The sequence below is a fragment of the Adhaeribacter soli genome (genome assembly GCF_008727925.1).
GTDB lineage: Bacteria > Bacteroidota > Bacteroidia > Cytophagales > Hymenobacteraceae > Adhaeribacter_A > Adhaeribacter_A soli.
This window is the reverse complement of the sequence record NZ_VTWT01000006.1, coordinates 1-22,665: the sequence shown is the minus strand read 5'-3', so window position 1 is coordinate 22,665 and position 22,665 is coordinate 1. Positions and strand designations below refer to the sequence as shown.

At 46.0% G+C, this 22,665-nt stretch carries 15 protein-coding genes; 4 read left to right on the top strand and 11 right to left on the bottom strand.

Translation table 11 applies throughout. From position 1 onward, the window contains the following. Positions 1-279: 279 nt before the first annotated feature. From F0P94_RS11410 to murI, 4 genes are all read right to left on the bottom strand, one after another. On the bottom strand, positions 280-2,730 hold the full coding sequence (locus F0P94_RS11410) for a T9SS type A sorting domain-containing protein (RefSeq protein ID WP_150904026.1): 2,451 nt from the start codon (positions 2,728-2,730) through the stop codon (positions 280-282). A 592-nt stretch (positions 2,731-3,322) separates the two neighbouring features. Next, positions 3,323-5,740, bottom strand: coding sequence for a T9SS type A sorting domain-containing protein (locus tag F0P94_RS11405; protein ID WP_150904025.1), 2,418 nt, complete (start codon positions 5,738-5,740; stop codon positions 3,323-3,325). Positions 5,741-6,134: 394 nt separating this feature from the next. Further along, the gene (locus F0P94_RS11400) at positions 6,135-8,030 is read right to left on the bottom strand and encodes an amidophosphoribosyltransferase (RefSeq protein WP_150904024.1); all 1,896 of its coding nucleotides are present in this window, start codon (positions 8,028-8,030) and stop codon (positions 6,135-6,137) included. Positions 8,031-8,606: 576 nt separating this feature from the next. Then, positions 8,607-9,425, bottom strand: coding sequence for a glutamate racemase (murI, locus tag F0P94_RS11395; protein WP_150904023.1), 819 nt, complete (start codon positions 9,423-9,425; stop codon positions 8,607-8,609). 289 nt (positions 9,426-9,714) lie between these two features. Here murI and F0P94_RS11390 point away from each other — a divergent pair, with 289 nt between their 5' ends. The 4 genes from F0P94_RS11390 (at position 9,715) to F0P94_RS11375 (ending at position 13,484) form a co-directional block, all read left to right on the top strand. Next, positions 9,715-10,104 (top strand): SPW repeat protein, encoded by a 390-nt coding sequence (locus tag F0P94_RS11390; RefSeq protein ID WP_150904022.1) that lies wholly within the window; start codon positions 9,715-9,717, stop codon positions 10,102-10,104. A gap of 206 nt (positions 10,105-10,310) precedes the next feature. Continuing rightward, positions 10,311-10,673, top strand: coding sequence for an SPW repeat domain-containing protein (locus F0P94_RS11385; protein ID WP_225307194.1), 363 nt, complete (start codon positions 10,311-10,313; stop codon positions 10,671-10,673). A gap of 342 nt (positions 10,674-11,015) precedes the next feature. Then, positions 11,016-11,528, top strand: coding sequence for an RDD family protein (locus tag F0P94_RS11380; protein ID WP_150904020.1), 513 nt, complete (start codon positions 11,016-11,018; stop codon positions 11,526-11,528). 66 nt (positions 11,529-11,594) lie between these two features. Continuing rightward, positions 11,595-13,484 carry an ABC-F family ATP-binding cassette domain-containing protein gene (locus F0P94_RS11375; protein WP_150904019.1) on the top strand — a complete coding sequence of 630 codons (1,890 nt, stop codon included), beginning with the start codon at positions 11,595-11,597 and terminating at the stop codon, positions 13,482-13,484. Between the two features lie 324 nt (positions 13,485-13,808). On the opposite strand, the gene F0P94_RS11370 is transcribed toward F0P94_RS11375, so the two are convergent. From F0P94_RS11370 to F0P94_RS11340, 7 genes are all read right to left on the bottom strand, one after another. After that, on the bottom strand, positions 13,809-16,058 hold the full coding sequence (locus tag F0P94_RS11370) for a heavy metal translocating P-type ATPase (protein WP_150904018.1): 2,250 nt from the start codon (positions 16,056-16,058) through the stop codon (positions 13,809-13,811). 379 nt (positions 16,059-16,437) lie between these two features. Then, positions 16,438-17,022 carry an AraC family transcriptional regulator gene (locus F0P94_RS11365; RefSeq protein WP_150904017.1) on the bottom strand — a complete coding sequence of 195 codons (585 nt, stop codon included), beginning with the start codon at positions 17,020-17,022 and terminating at the stop codon, positions 16,438-16,440. A 25-nt stretch (positions 17,023-17,047) separates the two neighbouring features. Continuing rightward, entirely contained in the window at positions 17,048-17,728 is a 681-nt protein-coding gene (locus tag F0P94_RS11360) for a hypothetical protein (protein ID WP_150904016.1), read from the bottom strand. A gap of 159 nt (positions 17,729-17,887) precedes the next feature. Next, entirely contained in the window at positions 17,888-19,045 is a 1,158-nt protein-coding gene (locus F0P94_RS11355; protein ID WP_150904015.1) for a CaiB/BaiF CoA transferase family protein, read from the bottom strand. Positions 19,046-19,143: 98 nt separating this feature from the next. Continuing rightward, positions 19,144-20,223, bottom strand: a complete 1,080-nt coding sequence (locus F0P94_RS11350; RefSeq protein WP_150904014.1) for a M48 family metallopeptidase — start codon at positions 20,221-20,223, stop codon at positions 19,144-19,146. A gap of 18 nt (positions 20,224-20,241) precedes the next feature. Then, complete coding sequence (locus F0P94_RS11345) at positions 20,242-21,231, bottom strand: YjgN family protein (RefSeq protein WP_150904013.1); 990 nt, start codon at positions 21,229-21,231, stop codon at positions 20,242-20,244. A 112-nt stretch (positions 21,232-21,343) separates the two neighbouring features. Beyond that, entirely contained in the window at positions 21,344-22,093 is a 750-nt protein-coding gene (locus F0P94_RS11340) for a YebC/PmpR family DNA-binding transcriptional regulator (protein ID WP_150904012.1), read from the bottom strand. Between the last annotated feature and the right edge of the window lie 572 nt (positions 22,094-22,665).

The following is a 22,665-nucleotide window of genomic DNA, read 5'->3' as shown; positions in this document are numbered from 1 at the left end:
CTTATTAGTCCAAAAAAATATCCTCATAATATCAACTTCAAAGATACTAAACCATTCCTTTATAATAAATCAGATGTTAATTAAATTTATGTTACCTACTATAAGAAACAGGTCATTCGCTAAATTATAAGAAGACTTTACTATTCCTGAATCTCATAGGGCTAGGATAATCTTCAAAGCCTCCCCCTGAAATAAACCATTGCTTTGCTAACCCAGAGACGCAGGGCATAAAAAAAGGCGCCCGGATAACCGGGTGCCTTTTACTGGAGTTCTTATCAATTACTGCACAATTTTCATAAACCTGCTAACTGATTTTTGTTGGTCGTTTTCGGTAATGAGCTGGTAGCTACCATTTGGCAGCGAACTAACATCTAACTGGACCGAAGATGCACCATTAATTTTTCTCTGAAGCACTTCCTGACCTAAGGTATTTATTACCCTTATTACCGAATTCGTTCCTGTAACTTCAATGTTCAGCATCGATTTAACCGGGTTTGGATAAAACACCACCGAATTTACTTTACCGGTAACAGCCACAGATCTTACTTCCGAATAAGTGAAGGTGCCGTCCAGATCGGTTTGCTTCAGGCGGTAATATACGATCCCGGCTTTAGCAGCAGCATCCAGAAACTGATAGTTTCTTTTAACAGAAGTATTTCCGGCAGCTTCCATCCGGCCGATCGCTTCGAAATTGCGGGAATTAAAGCTTCTTTCTACATCAAAGTAAGCGCTGTTCTTTTCCGAAGCAGTTGCCCAGTTCAATTCAACTGCCTTTTCTTTTTCCCTGGCAGAAAAGCTGATAAGTTCTACCGGCAATGGGTTGTTCCCGCCAATTTTATTAGCCAGCACAAAATCGCTGAATTCATTGAACAGGGCCACCACTGTGCCTGCGGTTGCTCCCGATCCCAAAGAGGCGGTGCCGTCCAGATCCATCCACGGACCCGCAACTGTCGATTTAGCAATACTTAAGGTATTAGGATCCACAACCCCATCATCCGAACCATAGTTTAACGTAACAAGTCCTTCGTTTAAAGGCGCTGCCGGGCTTTGGGTGATCCGGAAATAACGCACTGTCGATACCCGGTCTAAAGAACCTGACGACGGAAGCGGGCGTGCTGTAGGATAGGCACCTTCAAATTGCTCTGCGGTATAGGTAGTCGGAGTTGATGAAGCCTGGCTGATCTCCAGAATAACCGGGCGGTATTTTCCGTTTTTGCCTAACGGAAACTCCAGGGTAACAGTAGACGTTGTTTCTATTGAATGCGTCAGGCCTCCTTCAATAAAACTGATTCTATCGGCAGAAGGCATTTGAATGTTACCGGAACTGGCAACGATCAAATTATTACCATTGGTTTTCAGGATACCTTCGTTCATTTTAAGCAGGTTATTTACAGTAACCTCCCTCGAAAGGGTAATGCCGGAATTATTATTTATGGTCAGATCCGTAATTAAAGTTGGTAAACCATCGCCGGTAATTTGAGGGCTGGTGCCATTATAAATATAGGTTACCAAACCACCGTAAGAACGAATGCCGGTAACCTGAATATTGCCAGCTGCGCCAACAGAAGTAATTCCGGATGGAGAACCAACACCGAAGATACTTCCGAAGTTGAGTACAAAATTGCCTCCGCCTCTAATTACATTAGCATTGGTTTGCAGTTCTCCATTCACTACAAAGCTGCGGCCGGTTGAAACGTTGAGGTCAGATGCTAAAGATAAGCTGGAGCCACTTGCCACTTCATAATTAATGGAGGCACCGTTAATAGAGGTATTATTGGCTGCATTTGCCAGGGTAAGCTTTTTATCCACCCCATTGAAAATGATCTTTGCAGGCGTATTTGTATTGGCAGAGCGAAGATTGCCGGTTCCATCAATATTCAGGTCTCCGCCCAGGTTTAATTTGGCTTCAAAAGCTACAGCAGTACCTCCGAGGTTCAAAGCCCCGCCAAGCAGGTTCAGATTGCCACCTATGGTTAAAGTATAGGCTGTGGTTGGGTTATTATAAGCTGTTGAATTACCAAGTACCAGCACCTTCCCATTCGTGGAAATAACATTAAAATTGCCGTTGATTTTTGCCAGCGCTCCGGAAAGGTTAATGGTATTCCCTAAGTTGGGGGTATTCCAGGTAAGGTTCCCGAATTCCTGGTTATAAGTAGAAAGGAATGCACCATCAGACGGGGTGGTAAGGCCCAGAATTTCTACCGTGGAGCGAGGATCCCAGGCTGCCACCGGAATTCTTCCATAACTGGAAGTATGCATATGCTTATAAACACTGTTAGCATTAAATTCAATTGTAACGCTGGTAGATGCTTTGAAAATAATCCCGGAATTCTTAACGGTACCAAATACCACCATATCCGTTGCATTGCCGGCATCCCAGATATTGAGGGTGTCGTTAACGGCTAAGATCCCTCCGGCCTCAACAACCAGTTCATCTGCGTGAGCTTTCACCGTAACAGTAACTTCGTGCCCTGGGCGAATGGTGATCTGGCCTGCGTTTTGGTTCGGCGGGTTAGCACCGTTGGGAAGATTCGACCAGGTTGTACCGTTCGTAATAGCTATACGTTCCCAGGTTGTAATATCACTCCAGTTACCGGACTGTTTCGTTCGAAATTTGTAGCCAGCTTGCGCGAAAACCTGAAGCGGCAGAAAGAAAGCCATTAGTAAAACCAGGCCAAGGCGCTGCTGCCAGACCTTTTCAGAAAAACGATTGGGTAAAATTCGATTCATAAGTATTTAGTTTAGATGAAAGTTTAAATTTTTGATTCAATGATGTCTGTTAAAATAGTATTTAAATCACTAGCTTAAAAAAATTACCCTAAAGCAATTATTATAACTTTACCAATATTTTATTAACTTCAAAACATGCAACATTTATTTAACACCACTAATCTAAAGGAATTTAAACGAATAGAAAACACCCTCATTAAAACAGTATAATACTTTCCCGTTAAGTTACCTTGTTTGTTGAAGATTCTTTTTTTTAACTATTCTAATATTTATTAATTCATATTTATAAAACATGAATAACATCTTTAAATATTTAAGTGTTAGGTATTTAAATGGATCATCTTCTACCAGTTCGGCGACCATGATTTGGAGCCGAAAGGCCAGGCAATCTTAGTATGAAAACCTTCTGAATTCTGAATGTGCAGCAACAGCGTTTTCTATCGAGGGGCTAATTCCTGTCATTTACAAGCTTGTAAACCTTTTAAAAGCTCCTGTTTGCCTATTTTGCTAATAAGTCTGGTATAAAAAAAAGCACCTGCAATTGCAGGTGCTTCAGAGTCAATAATTACCTCGCGGCAAATACCTAATGGCGTTATTTTGCTGCTTTTATAAACCTTGAAATGTGTCTTTCCTGTGCGGTTTCACTAATAATCTGATAAGCTCCTAGAGGCAGGGCTTCAATATTCAACTGAAATTCCATCCCATTATCGATCGATTTTCTGATGACTTCCTGGCCAAACATGTTAACGACCCGTATCAGGGCGACATCTGTTACATTTTTCAACTCCAGGTTAACAACATCCACGGCCGGATTCGGATAAATCAGCATTTCAGCATCTTTTACAATTGCCTTCACGCTAACAACAGGGGAATAAGTAAAACCACTATTAAAATCCACTTGCTTCAACCGGTAGTAAGATAACCCAGCCAGAGGAGTATTATCAGTGAAATTATAGTGCTGAAGCGTTGCCGAAGCGCCTTTGCCTTCTAATTTACCTAGTGCTTTAAATTCTTTAGCGTTGTGGCTGCGTTCTACTATAAAGTAAGCATTATCTTTTTCAGAAGCAGTTTCCCAATTAAGTAACACCGACTTTCCTGAGGCTTTGGCTGTGAAAGACTTTAATTCAACCGGCAGTGGGTTAGCGCCGTTTTTTGCGTTGGCTAAAACAAAATCGCTAAAAGTAGTAAAGGAAACAGCTGACTGAATTTCACCCGTGCCATCGGCAGTACCACCGGCACCTCCAAGGCCAATATCTTCCCATTGATTTGACGCGTTCGATTTAACGATGGTAAGCATTTCTTTCTGAGTTACGCCATCGTCGGTGCCATAGGTAAATTTCACAAAGCCTTGCGTTAAGTTGGCGCCGGCGCTTTTATTTATTTTAAAATACCGTACCTGCGAAACCCGGTCTACGCTGGCCGGTAAGGTTCTGGTTGGGGGAGCGCCTTCTACCTGCTCTACCGTGTAGGAGGTTAATGTTGAAGCATCCTGGGCTATTTCCAAAGTAATAGTCCGCCCCTTACCGTTTTTACCTACCGGAAATCTAAGGCTGATCGGCGAAGTAGTGTTTACGTTATAAGCCATTGGCCCATCTACAAAACTAACTCCACCTTCGCTGGAGGATGTAATAGCACCAGCATTTAACACAACATTGTTAGCGACAGTAGATTTAAGCGCGCCTTGTTTAAGGTCCAGCATTTCATTCACTCCTACTTGCCTGGAAAGAGTAAGCCCGGCAGGATTCTCTACCGTAAGGCTTTTAACCAGGGTTGGAATACCGTTTCCGGTTACCTGAGCAGCGGTGCCATTGTAAATATAGTTTGCTGCCAGAAAAGTGCGGGTTCCCGTAACCTGAATATTACCGGTAGCACCGGAGGTGGTAATACCAGCCGGTGATCCAATCCCTAACGTTCCGAAGTTCCCCAAAAAAAACTTCCCGCTACCTTGCAAGGCATTTGTGCCCATATCTAAGCGGCCATTTACCGTAAAGGTTCGGGAAGAGGCAATCGATACATCATTCAGCAAAGTAACCATACCGGTACTGGTAACTAACCAGTCCATATTGCCCAAATTGGCGGCCGGAGGAGTGGAAATAAGGCTGGTATTGGTAAGTTGCAATTTTCCGAAAGAGCCATTATTAGAATGGGTGAATGATGAAGTTGGATCTACCGTAAGGTTACCTCTTAAAATTAAGGTGAACGAATTACCGGACGCCGTACCATTCGAAATATTTAAGCGGCTGCCGTTGGTAATACTGAGATTGCCGTTAATTGTGGCAGTATACGTTGCCTGATCGGAAGTCAGGTGAAGGGTTTTGCCATTTGTATTTTGTACCGTAAAATTCCCCCGGATCACACCACTTAAAGCACCGTTTAAATTCACATCAACTGAAAGAGAGGGTGTATTCCAGATCAAATCCCCAAAGCTCTGATCAAAACCCTGCGGGGTTCCGGCAGGATTGGTATAACCAGTTATTTCCACAGTCGATAATGTCTGCCAGGTGGCTGTAGGAATGGTACCGAAAGTGGTAGTAAAATTATGTTTGTAAACGCTCCCGTTCAGAAAACTTATGGCCGCACCTGTAAGGCTAGTAATATTGCCGCTGTTGCTAAGCGTTCCGGATACCCGTAAGTCATTGGCATTGGGACTATCGGCAATATTCAGGGTAACGCCGCTATTCACTACCAGATTGCTGCCGGCCTGCACGGAAATATCATCAGCCGTTAAGCTTGTGCTTACTGTAACCGTATGCCCGGCTCTGACTAGGATCAAATCAGCCGTGTTGTCCGGAATATCGGCAGGATCAATTATGTTGGCCCAGCTTTGAGTACCGGTTGGAGTTCTTTGCCAGGTGGCAACATTATTCCAGGCACCGGATTGGCGGGTACGGTAATCGAAGCCGGCAGGAATTGCATATGTCGGGATCTGAATCAGGACAATTCCTAACATCCCGCTTACACCTCCCTTTAATACCAACCCTTTGATTTTACCTAGTAATGATTGCTTCATATAAAAATAATAAATGCGAAAACTTTAATCCGAGCATATTACGATGAACTTGATACCTGGGATTAGCCGGCGAACCATTTTTTATAAAATTTAGTTCAAATTCATTGTAATATACACATAAAAAGTGCCAGAATTCTACCGCCAACTTTAATAGTGCGTTTTATGCTAATTTTTTACTATTCCAAAATTAACACATTTTTAATTGAATATTAAACCTTGTATTAACAAAAAAACACAAAATACCTTATAACAACTTTATGTTTGAACACTAAATTGTTCGTTGCATTTATTTTATCAAACTTCATTAAAATAACAAAAAAAACAGGGCTTAAATAAGCCCTGCCCTGTTGGTTATTGTTTGTGTAATGGCCGTTTTAACAGTGCCATTCAGAATTTAATAAGCCCTGTTCTGATTGTTCTCCATAAAGTTAATAAATGCCCTATTCACTACCCTGTTCCCGCCGGGCGTCGGATAATTTCCCGTGAAATACCAATCACCGGAATGGTTCGGACAAGCCAGGTGGTGGTTTTCGATGGTCTGGTATATTACGTCTACTTCGGCTTTTACATCTTTGGCCTTTACAATGCGGGCTATTTCCTGCGAGACCTCTTCTGCCGTGAAAGGAGCGTAAAGTTCCTGCACAAAGTTCTCCTGCATCATGCGCTCGGTTCCGTCGGCTTCTTTGCATTTCTTATATACGTCTTCCAGCAGATGGCTCTTACCGGTAGCATCCAGCAGGTTTAGCATGGCGCGGAAGGCGACAAACTCTTTCAGCTTCGACATATCGATGCCGTAGCAATCCGGGTAGCGGATCTGGGGGGCACAGGAAACGATCACGATCTTCTTTGGTTCCAGGCGGTCCAGCATCCGGATAATGCTTTTCTCGAGTGTGGTACCTCTTACAATGGAATCGTCGATAACCACTACCGTATCGACGCCTTTTTTTATAACCTCGTAGGTGGTGTCGTAGACGTGGGTTACCAGATCGTCGCGGTTGTTGTCGTCGGTAATAAAGGTGCGTAGTTTTACGTCTTTAATTACCAGTTTCTCTACCCGCGGCCGGAAAGCCAGGATCTCATCGAGTTCTTCCGGGCTGATGCTTTTATTATGGCTGGAAGCAATGCGGTGTTCGCGGAGGTATTGTTCCATGCCTTTTACCATGCCCAGGAAAGAAGTTTCGGCGGTATTCGGAATGTAGGAGAAAACGGTATTGGGCAGGTCGAAATTTATGGCTTCCAAAATCTGAGCACACAGCAAGCGGCCCATATTCTTGCGCTCGGTATAAATTTCGGGGTCGTTGCCGCGGGAAAAGTAAATGCGTTCGAAACTGCAGGACCGTTTTTCGCGCGGTGGTGTAATTTCCAGTTCCCGGGCTTCGCCTTTTTTGTTTACGATCAAGGCACAGCCGGGGGTAATTTCTTTTATCTGGCTGTACTCGATACCGAAAGCCGTTTTAATGGCGGGTTTTTCCGAAGCAATTACTACTACTTCCTCGTCCATGTAATAATAAGCCGGACGAATGCCCGAAGGATCGCGCACAACGAAGCTGGCGCCATAACCCGTTAAGCCGGCCATGGCATAACCGCCGTCGAAATCTTTGCAGGCGCGGCGAAGTACCCGCTGCAGGTCGAGGTTTTCTTCTATCAGTCTGGAGATCTCGGTATTGTCGTCGGTGGTTTTCTTGAAATGATCGAACATTACCTGGTTTTCTTCGTCCAGGAAGTGGCCGATCTTTTCGAGCACCGTAATGGTATCTACTTTATGGGTAGGGTGCTGACCGATCTCTACCAGTTTGGTAAAAAGTTCTTCTACGTTGGTCATGTTGAAGTTACCGGCCACGGCCAGGCTCCGGCTCCGCCAGTTATTCTCCCGCACCATCGGGTGACAGTTATCGATCACGTTTTCCCCGTGGGTCCCATAACGCAAATGGCCCAGGTAAACGTCGCCTAAAAAAGGCATGTTTTGCCGGAGCCATTCAATATCTTTTACTTCGTTAGGGTGCTTTTTCTGCAGCTTGGTATACCGTTCGCCAATTTTCCCGAATATGTGGTTTATGGCCTGGGTTTTCACGCTCCGGTCGCGGCTGATGTATTCGGTGCCGGGTTGCGCGCTGATCTTGATACTGGCGATGCCGGCGCCGTCCTGGCCGCGGTTGTGCTGCTTTTCCATGAGCAGGTACAGCTTATTGATGGCATACATCGGCGACCCGTACTTTTCGGCGTAATACGAAAGCGGCTTTCGCAATCGGATCAGGGCAATGCCGCACTCGTGTTTTATTTCGTCACTCATTTATTTATTGAACGTTGTTCGTTTGACCCCACCTAAATCCTCCCCTAAAAACAGGGGAGGACTTTTTGGGAGCTTTTTAATAGCATTTCTATTTAATGTAAGCAACCTGCCTTTTCAGGTCGGAAAGCTTAGCGTTTACCCAACTCCTGAAATTCAGTTCCGGAATTGAAAGCAAAGTTACCAGTATTTGTAGCGGTAAAGCAATTCCTGACAGGCAGGCACTTTTTGTTTTATTCAAAATACTTTAAACGGTAACATAACGCCTTTAAAAAGTACCGTTACCAATACCAAAGCTAAATTTCTTCCCCGCTCCTGCTGAACAATTTATTTTCTTCCAAAGTTGCTTTAACCTGAAATGGCTTAAGTAATGGACCAAATTATTTTAAACTATTACGGTTGTCATTTTGTAAGAAATTTATGGGTTCAAAGCTCAGAAATCACAAGATTCTTCCAGAATGACAGAAAAAGCAAATGCTTATTATTCAAATTTAAGTTGTCCTGATTCTTAAAGTGAAAAAACTGATTACCTGTTCTTCATTTCAGAAAGAAAAAAGGGAACCTAATTACTTTACAAAGCTATTCCCACAACGGATAATGCTCCAAGTGTACTTCCTTCTCGAAAAAGATGCGGGTCGATTCTTCGAAGGATTGGGTAAAATCGGAAACGTAAAATTGGTGATCGGCAGCTGGGTTCTCACTGGCAAGGTTATGTTCCTGCAGGAAACTTTTTACGTGTTGCGCTACCAGGAACGAGGTATCCAGCACATCTACCCTACCTTCGTAAAAGGCTCCGATCTGGTTCTTAATTAATGGGTAGTGGGTACAGCCCAGGATCAGGGCTTCGATATTTTGCAGGTGAGGATCGGACAGATAGGTGCTGATAACGCTTTCGGAAATGTTGTTGTTGAAAAAGCCTTCTTCGATCATGGCTGCCAGTAAAGGCGTTGCCAATGATTGCAGGGTAATTTCCTTGTCCAGGGCGTCTATCTTTTTTTTATAAACGTTGGAATTAATGGTTTGCTTCGTTCCGATCAGGCCGATAGTTTTACCGGCGTAATGCTCTCCGATGTATTCAACAGTCGGGTCTATTACGTTCAGGACTTTGGCTTTGGAGCCTACGTATTCTTTAACTAATTCGAAGGCGGCGGCCGAGGCCGAATTACAGGCGATTAAAATAACCTTGCATTTTTGGCGGATCAACAGGTCACAGATCTTTACCGAGTAGGCCTGAATAGCGGCGGTAGATTTATCGCCGTAGGGCAAATGGGCAGTATCGCCGAAATAAATAAGGTTTTCGTGGGGAAGAATCCGGGTGATGGCGTGCGCTACGGTAAGCCCGCCGATGCCGCTGTCGAAAATTCCGATGGGCAGATTTTTTAACTCCTGAACTGGCATAAATTAAAACTGAAGCCCGAAGTTAGCAGGCTTTTCCGGTAAAATAAACCTTTCCTTTTAGCATCCTTTAATTTCCGGTTCACAATGGCCACTTCCCGGGTTTTTCAGGCGAAAACAATACTATTTCTGTACCGGAAGGCAGGGCAAAAACAACTTCGTATTTACCAATAAATTAAGCACTTAACCTTAACAACCTGCTTTTTACAACGTATTTTATTTAGTAATAGATTGAATTTATATTCAATTAAAAAAATCAGTATTCACCCTCATAAATGAAAGGAAACAAACTATGAATTTAATATCAACCCGGATGCACGGCATTATGGATTATCTGCTGGGCATCGTCATTATTGCCTCGCCCTGGCTATTGAATTTTGCGGCCGGCGGGGCGGAAACCTGGGTGCCGGTAGTAATCGGGGCGCTTATTCTGGCTCAGGCTGCAATGACCGATTTCGAACCCGGCTTGGTTCACATTATCCCGATGCGCACCCACCTGATCATGGATATTTTTATCGGGGCGGCGCTGGCTTGTTCGCCCTGGCTTTTCGGCTTTAACGAAAGGGTCTGGATGCCGCACGTGATCCTGGGCATTGTTCCAATTTTAATGTACCTGGTTACAAACAAAGAGCCTGGTTACAGCCCCGGAAACGTTCACCGGACTCCGCACCACGGGGTTTAAGAATTTCCTGCCGGAAAAAAAATAAAATTACGTGGATAAAAACCTTGCAAATAGGATCGAATTCAAGTCCGGATAGAACGGTAGCGGGATTACCACTTACTTTAGATACAATTAATACCACCTTGCTAACAGAAATCGTAAACAATAAAGTAATACATTTTAAAAAGGAGGTAGTTATGCGTATCATACCAACAAAAGTTCACGGTATGCTCGACTATATCGTGGGCGTTTTGCTTATTGCCGCTCCCTGGCTCTTTAACTTCGACAGAGGTGGAGCCGAAACCTGGGTACCGGTTGTAGTCGGGGTACTGGTGCTGCTGCAAGCTATTATGACGGATTATGAAGCAGGGGTTATCCATAAAATTTCGATGGTGAACCACTTGCGGATGGACTTTATAATAGGTATTTTCCTGGCAGCATCTCCCTGGATCTTTAATTTCAGCAATATAGTATGGGCTCCTCATGTAATCGTAGGTATCTTCTCGATCTTAGCTTCGATCATGACCAAAACGGTTCCGGATTACGTGCACCGGCCGCATACCGATTTCAGGACCCACCACACAAGTTAATTGTTTTGGATTGACTTGTTAAAAGCCGGAGTAGAAACTCCGGCTTTTTTGTGCCATAAATTTCAGGGAACAACAACGTTCATGTTTGTAATTATAACCTGGAAAAATATGGCAGAACAGGCCTAAAAGGTGCTTTTCAGTACAAATAATAAAGCCGGACAGCCTACCCTTTTGCTTTCAAAAACGTTTAATTAAACATGCTCCGGCTTTAATCCTGCATTTTCCACCCTGATATTTATACAATATTTTAACCTGTAACTCACCCCTCCAGTCTTCCTTTCCGAGATCTGAAACTTCCATATACTATGCTTTACCCACAACACCAATACACTTTAAATTTATATGGCAGTTATCAGCATTCACCGGCCTTCCGTTATACGGCGAACTTCGGCCTATGCTCCCCTCCATTGCCGTTGGGCTGCCTTCCTGATCGATACCGGCCTGTTCCTTTTCATTCAGAGTTTTACGGTTTATTTTATGGTCGGCTGCCCGTTTCCGGCCGACGGCAGCAGTGGCTTACTGTTCCCGAAACCGGATATTTTTCTGGCCGATATGGGTTACATTGGCAAACTGCTTTATGTCAATCTTTACTTTTTATTTATTCACTGGCTGTATAATGCCGTTATGGAGTCTTCGGTGAAGCAGGGTACGGTGGGGAAAATTGTATTAAGGATGAAGGTTACCGATATGAACGGCAAACGCATTAATTTCTGGCAGGCCTCTATCCGGCATTTCGCCAAATACCTTTCGGTTGGAACCTTGCTTCTTGGGCTGGTTTCCGCATTTTTCAGTAGCCGGAAACAAACGCTCCACGACCTGGTAGCCGGCACTACGGTCCGGTTAAAAAAGGCCTGACTTTACTTTTTCGCTTCCTGCCCTACCGTTTCGGCTTATGAAACCTGAAATGCTTACCTTTGCTTTATGAATTATCTTTCAGCAGAAAATATCTCTAAGAATTACGCCGACCGGTGGTTATTCAAAGACCTTAATTTTGGAATTAACCGCGGCCAGCGCATTGGTTTGGTTGGGGTGAACGGCACGGGCAAAACCACGTTGCTCCGCATCCTGGCCGGCGAAATTCAACCCGATTCCGGATCGGTAAGTACCCGCAATGGCATATTGGTAGGCTATTTAAGCCAGAATCCGGTTTTCCTGAACGAAGACGCTACAGTGCAGGAAGCCCTCTTCTCCGGAACCAACGATACCCTGAACGCGATCCGCGAATACGAAGCAGCCATGGCCAATGAAAACATCGACCACGATGTGCTGCAAAAAGCTATGGACCGCATGACCGACCTGAACGCCTGGGATTACGAACAGAAAGTAAAACAGATCCTCGGAAAACTCGGCATCCCCGACCTGAACCGCCCGATCAGGGTGCTTTCCGGCGGGCAGCGCAAACGCGTAGCCATGGCCCGGATGCTTATTACCGAACCCGACCTTTTAATTCTGGATGAGCCTACCAACCACCTGGACCTTGATACCATTGAATGGTTGGAAAATGTGCTTTCTACCCAGCAGCAAACCCTTTTAATGGTTACCCACGACCGCTATTTTCTGGATAGAGTGGCTACCGAAATTGCCGAACTCGATCAGGGACAAGTCTTTTCATATAAAGGGAATTACGCCTATTTCCTGGAGAAAAAGGCCGAACGCGAAGAAATGCAGGGCGTAGAAGTAGACAGAGCCCGCAACCTGATGCGCAAAGAACTGGAATGGATGCGCCGTCAGCCCAAAGCCCGGGGTACCAAATCGAAATCGCGCATCGATGCTTTTTATGAAACAAAGGAAAAAGCAGCCGGCAAATCCCAGGGGCCTTCGCTCGATCTTTCCGTTAAAACAACGCGCCAAGGAAACAAGATCCTGGAAGTAAGCCACATCAGCAAATCCTTCGGCAACAAAAAAGTAATCGACAATTTTTCCTACGTGTTCAAAAAGAAAGACCGCATTGGTATTATCGGGCCGAACGGGATGGGCAAAAGTACGCTGCTCAACATCCTTACCGGCCTGATCCAGCCCGATTCCGGGGAAATCGAGAAAGGGGAAACGACCGTTTTCGGCTATTATACCCAAACTGAACTTACCTTTAAAGAAGACCAGCGGGTAATCGATATTGTAAAGGAAGTAGCCGAGGTAGTGGAAACCGCCAAAGGCGAAGTGATTTCGGCCTCTCAGTTTCTGCAGCACTTCCAGTTTGCTCCGGCCCAGCAATACACCATGGTAGGCAAACTGAGCGGGGGCGAAAAACGGCGCTTACAATTGCTACGGGTGCTTATTAAAAATCCGAACTTTCTGATCCTCGATGAGCCGACCAACGACCTGGATATTATTACCTTAAATATTCTGGAAGATTTCCTGCTGAATTTCGGCGGCTGTCTGCTGATCGTATCTCACGACCGCTACTTTATGGACCAGCTCATCGACCATGCTTTTATTTTCGAAGGCAACGGCAGGATCCGTAATTTCCCGGGCAACTATACCGATTACCGCGAATGGCTCAAAGAACAGGACAAAACGGTAAATCTTCAGCCCGAAAAACCCAAAACGGCCAATCCGGCTCCTGCGGCCGCTCCAACCGGCGACCCTTTCGAGAAAAAGCGGAAAGCCTCCTTTAAAGAAAAGCAGGAATACGAACAGTTGGAAAAAGACATCGAAAAACTGGAATTGCGAAAAGAAGCCCTTGTAGCCGAAATGAACAGCGGCGCGTTGGATCACCAGCAGTTAAGCGCCGCCGCAGCCGAAATGGAACAAATAAACAAAGACCTGGACCAAAAAGGCGAACGTTGGCTGGAATTGGGAGAGATCGTGTAAGTTACCTATTTCACTTCCCATCGCGCAAGTTTAGCGGAGCGTAACTTGTGCGAATCTATTTGGTCAGTTTGTAAAGACCTTGCCTGCAAGGCAACCAAAGCTGCTGACTACGAAAGCGCTAGGTTTTGCTACCGAAAAGTCGCAATGCTTCCGCCAGTTATAAACTGGCTATCAGAAATAGTCACAAGTTACGGCTCCGCCTAAACTTGCGACATGTTTTGACTTTTATCCTAGTTTCGAAACTGAACCTATTAATAAAAAGTCCGCCGGGGAAGTTGTAAACTTTCCCGGCGGACTTTTTATTATGGAGACAATTGCCTGTTCTTACAATTTCAGCCGTTTTAAGCGCAAGCTATTACTTACTACCGAAACGGAACTTAGTGCCATGGCCGCACCGGCGATCATCGGATTCAACAGGAAACCGAAGCTCGGGTAGAGAATACCGGCAGCAATCGGAATCCCGATCACGTTGTAGATAAAGGCCCAGAACAGGTTTTCGCGGATCGTGATTACGGTTTTGCGGGAAAGCTTGATGGCTTTGGTGATGTGGCTCAGGTCGGAATGAATCAGCGTAAGCTGGGCAACTTCCATGGCAATGTCGGTGCCTTTGCCCATGGCGATACTTACATCGGCCAAAGCCAGGGCTTCTGAATCATTAATACCGTCGCCGGCCATGCCTACCACTTTGCCTTTTCGCTTTAATTCCTGCACAAATGCACCTTTGTCGGATGGCATTACGCCGGCCTGGTAATTCGGGATGCCGGCTTGGGCAGCTACCGCTTTGGCTGTGGCTTCGTTGTCGCCGGTGAGCATGTGAATTTCAATTCCCAGGTTCTTTAACTGTGAAATGGCGGCTACCGAAGATTCTTTCAGGGTATCGGCGACGGCAATAATAGCAACGGCTTTCACATTTTCGGCGAAATACATGACCGTTTTGGCTTCCTGTTCCCAGGCTTCCGCAAGTTTATCCAGTTCCGGATCAGCAAGTACCAGGTTTTCGTTCAGGAATTTCCGGTTGCCGACCAGGTAGTTTTTACCGTTTACTTTTGCACTTACGCCACGGCCGGTAATACTGATAAAGTCTTTTACCTCTGCCCTTTCTAATTTTTCTTCCTGCAATTTATGCACGATGGCCGTGGCCAGCGGGTGCTCGGAAGCAGCTTCCATGGAGACGAGCGCTTGCTTTAAGGCAGGAATATCTGTGGGATCGGCTTTCCAGTGGATGTCGGTTAATTCGGGTTTGCCGTTGGTTATGGTACCGGTTTTATCTAAAATCAGAACATCCATTTTATAGGCTTTCTCCAGACTTTCGGCATCTTTGATCAGAATCCCGTTTTCAGCGCCCTTCCCTACCCCAACCATAATAGCGGTAGGCGTAGCCAAGCCCAAGGCACACGGGCAGGCAATTATTAGTACCGTTACGAAAGCCAGTAAGGCGTGGCTGAGAGCTGATTCTCCGCCAAAGAACATCCAGGCCGCAAAGCTCAGCGTAGCAATTACCAACACTACCGGCACAAAGATCCCGGCAATTTTATCGGCCAGTTTCTGCACTGGCGGTTTGGAGTTCTGGGCGCTTTGCACCGATTTAATGATCTGGGCCAGTAATGTAGTAGCGCCTACCTTCCGGGCTTCTACCTGCAGACTACCTTTCTGGTTTACAGTGCCGGCAAACACCGTAGCGCCGGCTTTTTTGGCAACCGGCAGCGGTTCGCCGGTAAGCATGCTTTCATCCAGGAAAGATTCCCCGTTCAGCACCATGCCGTCTACCGGAATTTTCTCGCCGGGCCGGATCACCAGCACATCGCCGTAAGCTACTTCTTCTACTTTTACCTCGGTTTCGGTACCGTTTTTCAGCACTTTTACGGTTTTTGGTTGCAGGCCCATCAGCTTTTTCAGGGCCGCGGAAGTGCCGGATTTAGCCCTTTCTTCCAGTAACTTACCCAGCAGAATGAAACCGATAATTACCGCGGCCGCTTCGTAATAAACCATGGCCATCAGCCCGCGGCTTTCGAAATATTCCGGGTAAATGGTATTAAAAGCGCTGAAAATAAAGGCAATACCGGTACTCACGGCCACCAGGGTATCCATGTTAGCGCGGCCGTGCCGGGCCTGGGCAAAGGCGCGTTTAAAGAAAGGCCAGCCAAAACCGAAAACCACCGGCGCGGTTAAAACCAGTTCCACCCATTTTAAGGCAGGCGAAGGATTATGATACATCATGCCGAGTACCGCAACCGGAATGGCCAGCGCCAGGGCGCCAAACGTCCGGGTCTTTAAACGCTTGTATTCCTGTGCCTGCTTTTTCTCGAGGGCTTCTATATCGGATTCGGAAGGCTGCACCAGCAGGTCGTAGCCCAAGGATTTAACCGCATTCCGAAGGATTTTGGGTTCTACCTGATCGGGGAAATAAAAAACGGTGGCCGTTTGGCCGGCAAAGTTTACCTGGGCATTTTCGACGCCGGGCTGGTGCTGCAGCATGCTTTCCACACTGGAGGCACAGGCGGCACAAGTCATGCCGGTTACCGGGAAGGTGCCTTCCACCGGTTTCCGGGCGGGATTTAAGGTTGTAGTGCTCATAGCTTTAGTACGTAATTGAACAATACAAATGTATGACGACAGCTGCCCGAAAGCGTTACAGAATTCCCGGAATGATTTACAGGATTAGTTTGGCAGGAAATAAGGCTTGGTTGTATGCCTTATCCTACCCATCGCATCCTATTCATTGCCGTCTGCTTTAGCTGACGGATTTAGGGGCGTTTCAATTCCGGCTTTAGCCAAATATTTATTAAAATAAGCAGACGGCTTCCGTCAGCTAAAGCAGACGGCAATGAAATTTTGCCCGGTCAATTTTAATGAGCACCTTAAACCTGGCAAATAAAAAAAGCCCCAGGCTCAGGCCAAGGGCTTTTCGAAATTTTATGAATACTATTGATTCACCAAGTTTTCCATCTTCTGTTTATTCTTTTTCATTTCCCGAACCTAGCCGATCCAGCGGTTGGCGGTGGTGGTTCTTGAGCTTTTTGAAGGCGGTGGGCGTGAATCCGGTAACTTGTTTAAACTGGTTCGAAAGGTGCGCTACGCTGCTGTAGCCCAGCTCGTAGGCGATTTCGCTCAGGTTCAGTTCGTCGTAGACCAGTAGTTCTTTTACCCGCTCGATCTTTTGCAGAATGATGTACCGCTCGATCGTAACGTTTTCGGAAGCAGAAAAAAGCTGGCTCAGGTAGTGGTAATCCTTGCCTAAATGCTCCGCAATTTTATCGGAATAATTGGTATTGCGGGCTTCCGGGTGCTGCACGAGCCAGATAATATAGTTTTTGATCTGCTCGACGAGCTTCGCTTTTTTATCTTCCAGCAGTTCAAACCCGGCAGCCGCCAGCGTTTCTTTAATTTCTTCCCGGTCAGCAGTTCCTGAAACCGTGGCTTCGCCCAGTTCTACCTGGTCAACGGTAAGGCCGAGCTTTTCCAGTTCTTCTTTTACCACCCGCACGCAACGCGCGCAAACCATATTCTTTATTGCAAGGTGCTGCTTTTCAGAAGTCATAAAGGGTATAAAATCGAAAAAAAATCTAGTCGTGGGTGTGGCCTGCTTCGTAGCTGAAATTAAAGCCTACTTTCTGGGTGCGGCTTACCTGCTGGTTGTCAAGCTTTTGCTTCACGGTAATTTTCCGGATATCGTCCAGTTCCTGGGCCATAAGGTCGTTGTTTACCGAAGCAATTACCGCACTTTCCACCATCAGCAGCAGGTTCTCGTCGGTAATTTCATTTTTTTCGATGTCCTGATAATCCAGGTTCATCTGGTCCACGCCTTCCAGGTAGAAATGGTTTTCGATGTTCACCAGCAAACGGCCCAGCAGGTAACCGGGATCGTTCATGCGGTTATACTTTATGGAATCGGCCATGAAATTATAAGCCATAATGTGGCCGAAGAAACGCCGCTTAAAGTCCTCCTCCACGTAATCGCTCTTCATCAGGTCGTAATCGTCCGGAAAAGTAACGATGTTGGAATGCATCACGAAAATAAGCAGGTCGCCGGAGATCTTGATGTGAAACTCCAGTTCATTTACATCGCGGTACTCAACAACAACGGTATCGTCGAGGGGCGTAACGCGCTGGCTCAGCCGTTTTACCAGATCCTTGGAAATCGTTCTAAGTTTATCGAAAGTAGTCTTGGTGTTGCGATAAATGGCCTGCTTGGCCGAAGATTTCTGCTTAAGACCTTCAAAAATAGCATCCAGTCTGTCCTCCATAAGTATTGTGTGTTTAAAAGTTGAAATTGAAAAAAGCAGCTCAAAAGATATATGCCGCTTTCAGCATACTTTTTTCTGCAATTTAGGTTTTAGTTTTTCTTTAAACCCAATTTTCGGCCAGGAAGTGCCTTCTTCCCGATACTTCTTCAAAAATTAACATTATTTAACCAAATGATTTTCAAGCACTTCCACTGTATTTTCTCCAAAATGAGGCGGTGGCAATAATTCAGCATTCGGCAGGTTCTGGAGCTTAAATGCTACCGTTTTCATACCAACTAACAGTTTTCCGTTTTTTTTCGCCTGCAATTTTAATTCCTGTGCCGCCTTCCCGGAAAGCGCTTCCTGCACATCTTTTACCGCTCCGGCCGGCACAAACCGCCTTTCCAGTTCCGCTAAAAGTTCAGCCTGATTAAAACCGGCTATCAGTTCTTTGAGTTTTTCATTTAAAACAATACGGTTTTTTACCCGCGCATTATTGCGGTTGAATAAAGGGTTGGAAGCTAATTCCGGTGCACCCAATACTTCACATAAATGCTGAAACTGCCGGTCGTCGCCGATGGCCAAAATTAATTGTTTTTGGTCGGAAGTTTTGAAAATGGTACCGTAGGGAACGATATTGGGGTGCTCAGAGCCGGTCCGTTGCGGATTCAGTCCGGCTACTAAATAGTTGGTTCCCTGATTGGCAAGGGAAGTGAGCGCGGCATCGAGCAAGGAGATCTGTACCAATGTTCCTTTTCCGGTTCTTTCGCGCATGTACAAAGCAGTAAGCAAGCCTTCTTTTAACTGGTGCGCCGCCAGCAGGTCTACAAAGGCTACGGGCATTTTGGTGGGTTCCCCGTCGGGCTGCCCGTTCAGGTACATCAAACCGCTTTCGGCCTGAATAACGGCATCGTAACCGGCGCGGGCAACCTCCGGGCCGTAACCGGTAATGCTGCCGTAAAGCAGTTTCGGATTTATTCCTGATAGCGTTTCATAATCGACCTGCAGCTTTTCGGCATCGCCGGGTTTGTAGCTGGCAATTACGATGTCGGCTTTTTGAACTAACCGGTACACCACCGCTAAACCTTCCGGGTTTTTCAGGTCCAGGGCTACCGATTTTTTACCCCAGTTGGCACACGAAAAATAAGCCGAAATATCCGTATCCGGGTCTTCGGTCGCGGCTTTCCATTTGCGGGTTACATCGCCTTGCGTAGCCGTATTTTCAATTTTTACGACTTCGGCGCCGAGTTCGGCAAAAAATTGCCCCACGCTGGGTCCGGCCAGCACGCTTGCCAGTTCGAGCACAAAAAGTCCGCTGAAAGGAAGTTCAGGTTGCATAAAAAAAGAAAGCCAACCGTTCCGGATTGGCTTTTTGTTTAGGGTTAAAACTCCGGAACGCTGCCAAATTACAGAATTTCCGTTAGCAGCCCGCGCTTTTATTCTTTCAGTTTCCGGAAATAATATTCCAGGGAATCATTCGGTTGGGTCTGATAAGGCTTTTTAACGATCTCGGCTTTCAGGTATTCGATCCGGGAATCGAAAACCGGGTGGGTGCTTAAAAACTCTGGTATTGCGGATTTCCCGTGTTCATCTTTTAAGGCACTAAACAAGTTCACCATGCCATTCGGATCGATCTTTCTGGCCCGAAGCAACTCCAGCCCGGACATATCGGCTTCTTTTTCCAGGTCGCGGTTGTACTCCAGTTCTTTCAGATTTTCCGCGTTTTCAATTAAAATGGCCATTAAGCCGTTCACGTCGCCAAAAAGCAGCGAAGCCAGAAAATAGGTAGACAAGTTCCGGAACAGGAGCTTTAACGAGTGACGGTGCTGCAAATGGGCATTTTCGTGCGCAAGAAGGCCGGCCAGTTCGGCGTAGTTGTCGGTGAGGGCGATGATCGGTTTAAAGATAACGATATTCCCACCCGGAACTGCAAAGGCATTGGCCTGCTTTTCATCGATCACGGTAATGGTGGCTACATTTTCGCTTTTCCCATGTAAGTGGTTAAAGAATTTCTGGGCATAAACCGTTTTGGCAGAATCGATGGCCTCATCCTTCAGCATGGCTCCGATCAGGGCTTCGCCGATCTGCGCTTCGGTGATGGTGGGCATATTCTCGGCGGCAACGTCGGTCAGTTTAGGAATAAGCCAGAAATAAGCAGCCGCGATGAGAGCAATGAAACCAACCAACACGCCTATTAAAGGCAAGGGGTTGCCAGAAACGAAAGAACTGTACTTCAGTTTTACGAACGGGGCATGCGGATAAGCGGCCTGCAAAGCCCCGGAAAATGCCGGATCGTTTACTTCCAGTACCTCCCGGGGCTCTGAAGCATATTCCAGTACTACCTGTTCCCGGTCGTTAAAATCGTTACGGGAAATTCTGGCAATTTTCCAGCCGAACTCTGAGGGTTCCGGACCATACTTTTTGGTGAGCACCAGCAGGCCGGGAGATAATTTAATTTCCACCGGTTGCCCGGAAGATGTTTTACCGTCGAAAAATAAGCCCTGAAATACGGCCATAAAAATTAAAAAGTCGAATTAAACTAGGTCGAGGTTAAGCAGGTCGGAAACGTCTTCGAAAGTAGCCCCGATGCGGTCGGCTTCGGCTTGTTCGATGTTTTCCAGATCCAGCGTTCCTATCAATTGCGTGTTTGAAATTACAAAGTTAAGCGTTCTTACTGTAACGAACGGAATTCCCAGGCCTAAGGTGAAAACCATGATCAGCACGTTGCCTACGATCAGTTTCAGGTAGCCGGTTCCGGTTACATTGGCATCCAGGCGCACCAGCCGGCCGTTCTGTTCGGCCAGAATGTTATTTACGTAGAAGAAGTGCAGGTCGCGCATGTACCAGAAAAGGTAGATCCCCAAGGTGAAAACACTAAGAAAGTAACCTTTCAGGTGGGTAATAAAAAGCTCGCCGCCTTCCCCGTCGAAACTGAAACGAATGTTACCAAACCGGATATTCCCGATAATGTATTTGCGCAGATTTACCACAAACCAGCTGCCGTAAATGCCAAAAGTGATTGCTGTAAGAAAAGCGCCTTTAATGCATTCGATATAAAGTTGTTTCAGGCTGCCGGTATAACCGAAATGAATGCCGCGCCATGAAGTGCGGGAAAGGCGGTAGCGCATGCGCCCGTGAATCGCCACCGGAATAATCAGGCCTAAACCGGCATAAAAACCTAACATCCCAACCAGAATCAACTCCGGCTTTCCCGAAAGCGAACAAAAGAGAAAAAATCCGATGAGCACAGCAAAAATACCGATGGCCTTGATAAAGCCTTTGAACATTTCTTTCCCGGTACCGTGGAATTTGAAGCGGCTGCCGGCAAATTCGGTTTTACTGTACACATATTTCAGGATTTCCACTTTGGCCCAAGGGTAATAAAGCCCGCAGGTTACCAGGGTCAGTACCCAGTTCGGCAGCTGTATTCCGAAGAGTTCGGTGCCTTTGCCTTTAAATTCCAGGGTCTGTTCCGGCGCCGAATAATTTTCGGAAACCGAGGTTTCGGAGTAGTTATTTACCATAAAATGAAGAGGGATTTCGTGAAAGATGTTTTTTCAAATATAATAATTGTTACTAAAACACCAAACGTTTTATCTCCTCCCCTTCATCCTTTTCTTCGACTCAGGTATATGCTTAATCAAGCGCTGCCATCATTTCTTCGGTAAGCTCCAGGTTATGATACACTTTCTGCACATCGTCGTCGTCTTCCAGTACATCGATCAGCTTCAGCACTTTGCGGGCATTTTCCAGATCAAGCGCCACGGTGGTTTTCGGGATCCGCTGCACCTCGGCGCTTTCCCCTTCCAGGCCCATTTCTTCCACTTTTTTCTGCATGGCGCCGAAATCCTCGAAAGCAGTATAAACGGTAATGAATTCGTCTTCAAAAACCACATCTTCCGCACCGGCATCGATCATTTCGAGGGTGAATTCTTCTTCGTCTACTTTCTGCTCCCCTTTTTTCAGCACGAACACGCCTTTGCGGTCGAAGATGAATTCCAAAGAACCGTTGGTTCCTAATGCGCCGCCGGCTTTGCTGAAGGCCAGGCGAACGGCAGCTACGGTGCGGTTCAGGTTATCCGTAAGGCACTCCACGAAAACGGCTACGCCGTTGCTGGCATAACCTTCATAAGTTACTTCCTGGTAATGGGCGCCGTCGGTGCCGGAGCTTTTTTTAATGGCCCGCTCCATGTTCTCTTTGGGCATGTTGTTGGCTTTCGCCGTCTGAATGGCCAATCTCAGCCGGGGATTTCCTTCGGGATCGGGGCCGCCTTCGCGTACGGCCACGCTGATTTCCTTTATAATTTTGGTGAAGATCTTGGAACGTTTGGCGTCCAAAGCGCCTTTTTTCCGCTTAATGGTAGACCATTTACTGTGTCCGGACATTTTTCCTCCTTTTTGATTCTAAATGATTCAGGTTGCCAATTTAAGTATTTTCTAAAACCCGGTATTACCTTCTGCAGCTTTCCGCCTGAAATTACCTCTGCCCACAACCTGTATCTATTCAACGAAACTACCAGGCAGAATCGTTTTCCTATAGGTCTATTTTCGATTTGCTATTTATACGGGCCTTTTGTCTGAACCAGGATTTATTAGTCTGAACACGATTTTAAAGATTTAAAAGATGGACAGGATTTTTCGGTAGAAGCATTACAGCCGGCCCGGGAGTGAAGGGATAGAAAAAAGTAAATGGAAATAGTACCTACTTTAGCAAGTGCAATACTCGTTTCAAGGCTTTCAAAGTGCTGCAATAGCCATTTTATCTATTCAAACACACCTCGCTTCTCTCCCGTACCCGCTTTTTTCTTTTACAAAATCCAATCCTGTCCATCCTCTAAATCCTTAAAATTGTGTTCAGACAGGCCAGCATAATTGAGTTTTAAAATAAAAAACCACAGCCCAAAGAGCTGTGGTTTTCCTTCTTATTACTACTTAACTACCTTATTTTATGATGAGTT

Bases quoted from the DNA above. Each gene is read 5' to 3' on its own strand.
- F0P94_RS11355 (WP_150904015.1), bottom strand. From the start codon at position 19,045: ATGCAACCTGAACTTCCTTTCAGCGGACTTTTTGTGCTCGAACTGGCA.
- F0P94_RS11360 (WP_150904016.1), bottom strand. From the start codon at position 17,728: ATGGAGGACAGACTGGATGCTATTTTTGAAGGTCTTAAGCAGAAATCT.
- F0P94_RS11340 (WP_150904012.1), bottom strand. From the start codon at position 22,093: ATGTCCGGACACAGTAAATGGTCTACCATTAAGCGGAAAAAAGGCGCT.
- F0P94_RS11370 (WP_150904018.1), bottom strand. From the start codon at position 16,058: ATGAGCACTACAACCTTAAATCCCGCCCGGAAACCGGTGGAAGGCACC.
- F0P94_RS11400 (WP_150904024.1), bottom strand. From the start codon at position 8,030: ATGAGTGACGAAATAAAACACGAGTGCGGCATTGCCCTGATCCGATTG.
- F0P94_RS11385 (WP_225307194.1), top strand. From the start codon at position 10,311: ATGCTCGACTATATCGTGGGCGTTTTGCTTATTGCCGCTCCCTGGCTC.
- murI (WP_150904023.1), bottom strand. From the start codon at position 9,425: ATGCCAGTTCAGGAGTTAAAAAATCTGCCCATCGGAATTTTCGACAGC.
- F0P94_RS11375 (WP_150904019.1), top strand. From the start codon at position 11,595: ATGAATTATCTTTCAGCAGAAAATATCTCTAAGAATTACGCCGACCGG.
- F0P94_RS11380 (WP_150904020.1), top strand. From the start codon at position 11,016: ATGGCAGTTATCAGCATTCACCGGCCTTCCGTTATACGGCGAACTTCG.
- F0P94_RS11390 (WP_150904022.1), top strand. From the start codon at position 9,715: ATGAATTTAATATCAACCCGGATGCACGGCATTATGGATTATCTGCTG.
- F0P94_RS11345 (WP_150904013.1), bottom strand. From the start codon at position 21,231: ATGGTAAATAACTACTCCGAAACCTCGGTTTCCGAAAATTATTCGGCG.
- F0P94_RS11410 (WP_150904026.1), bottom strand. From the start codon at position 2,730: ATGAATCGAATTTTACCCAATCGTTTTTCTGAAAAGGTCTGGCAGCAG.
- F0P94_RS11365 (WP_150904017.1), bottom strand. From the start codon at position 17,022: ATGACTTCTGAAAAGCAGCACCTTGCAATAAAGAATATGGTTTGCGCG.
- F0P94_RS11350 (WP_150904014.1), bottom strand. From the start codon at position 20,223: ATGGCCGTATTTCAGGGCTTATTTTTCGACGGTAAAACATCTTCCGGG.
- F0P94_RS11405 (WP_150904025.1), bottom strand. From the start codon at position 5,740: ATGAAGCAATCATTACTAGGTAAAATCAAAGGGTTGGTATTAAAGGGA.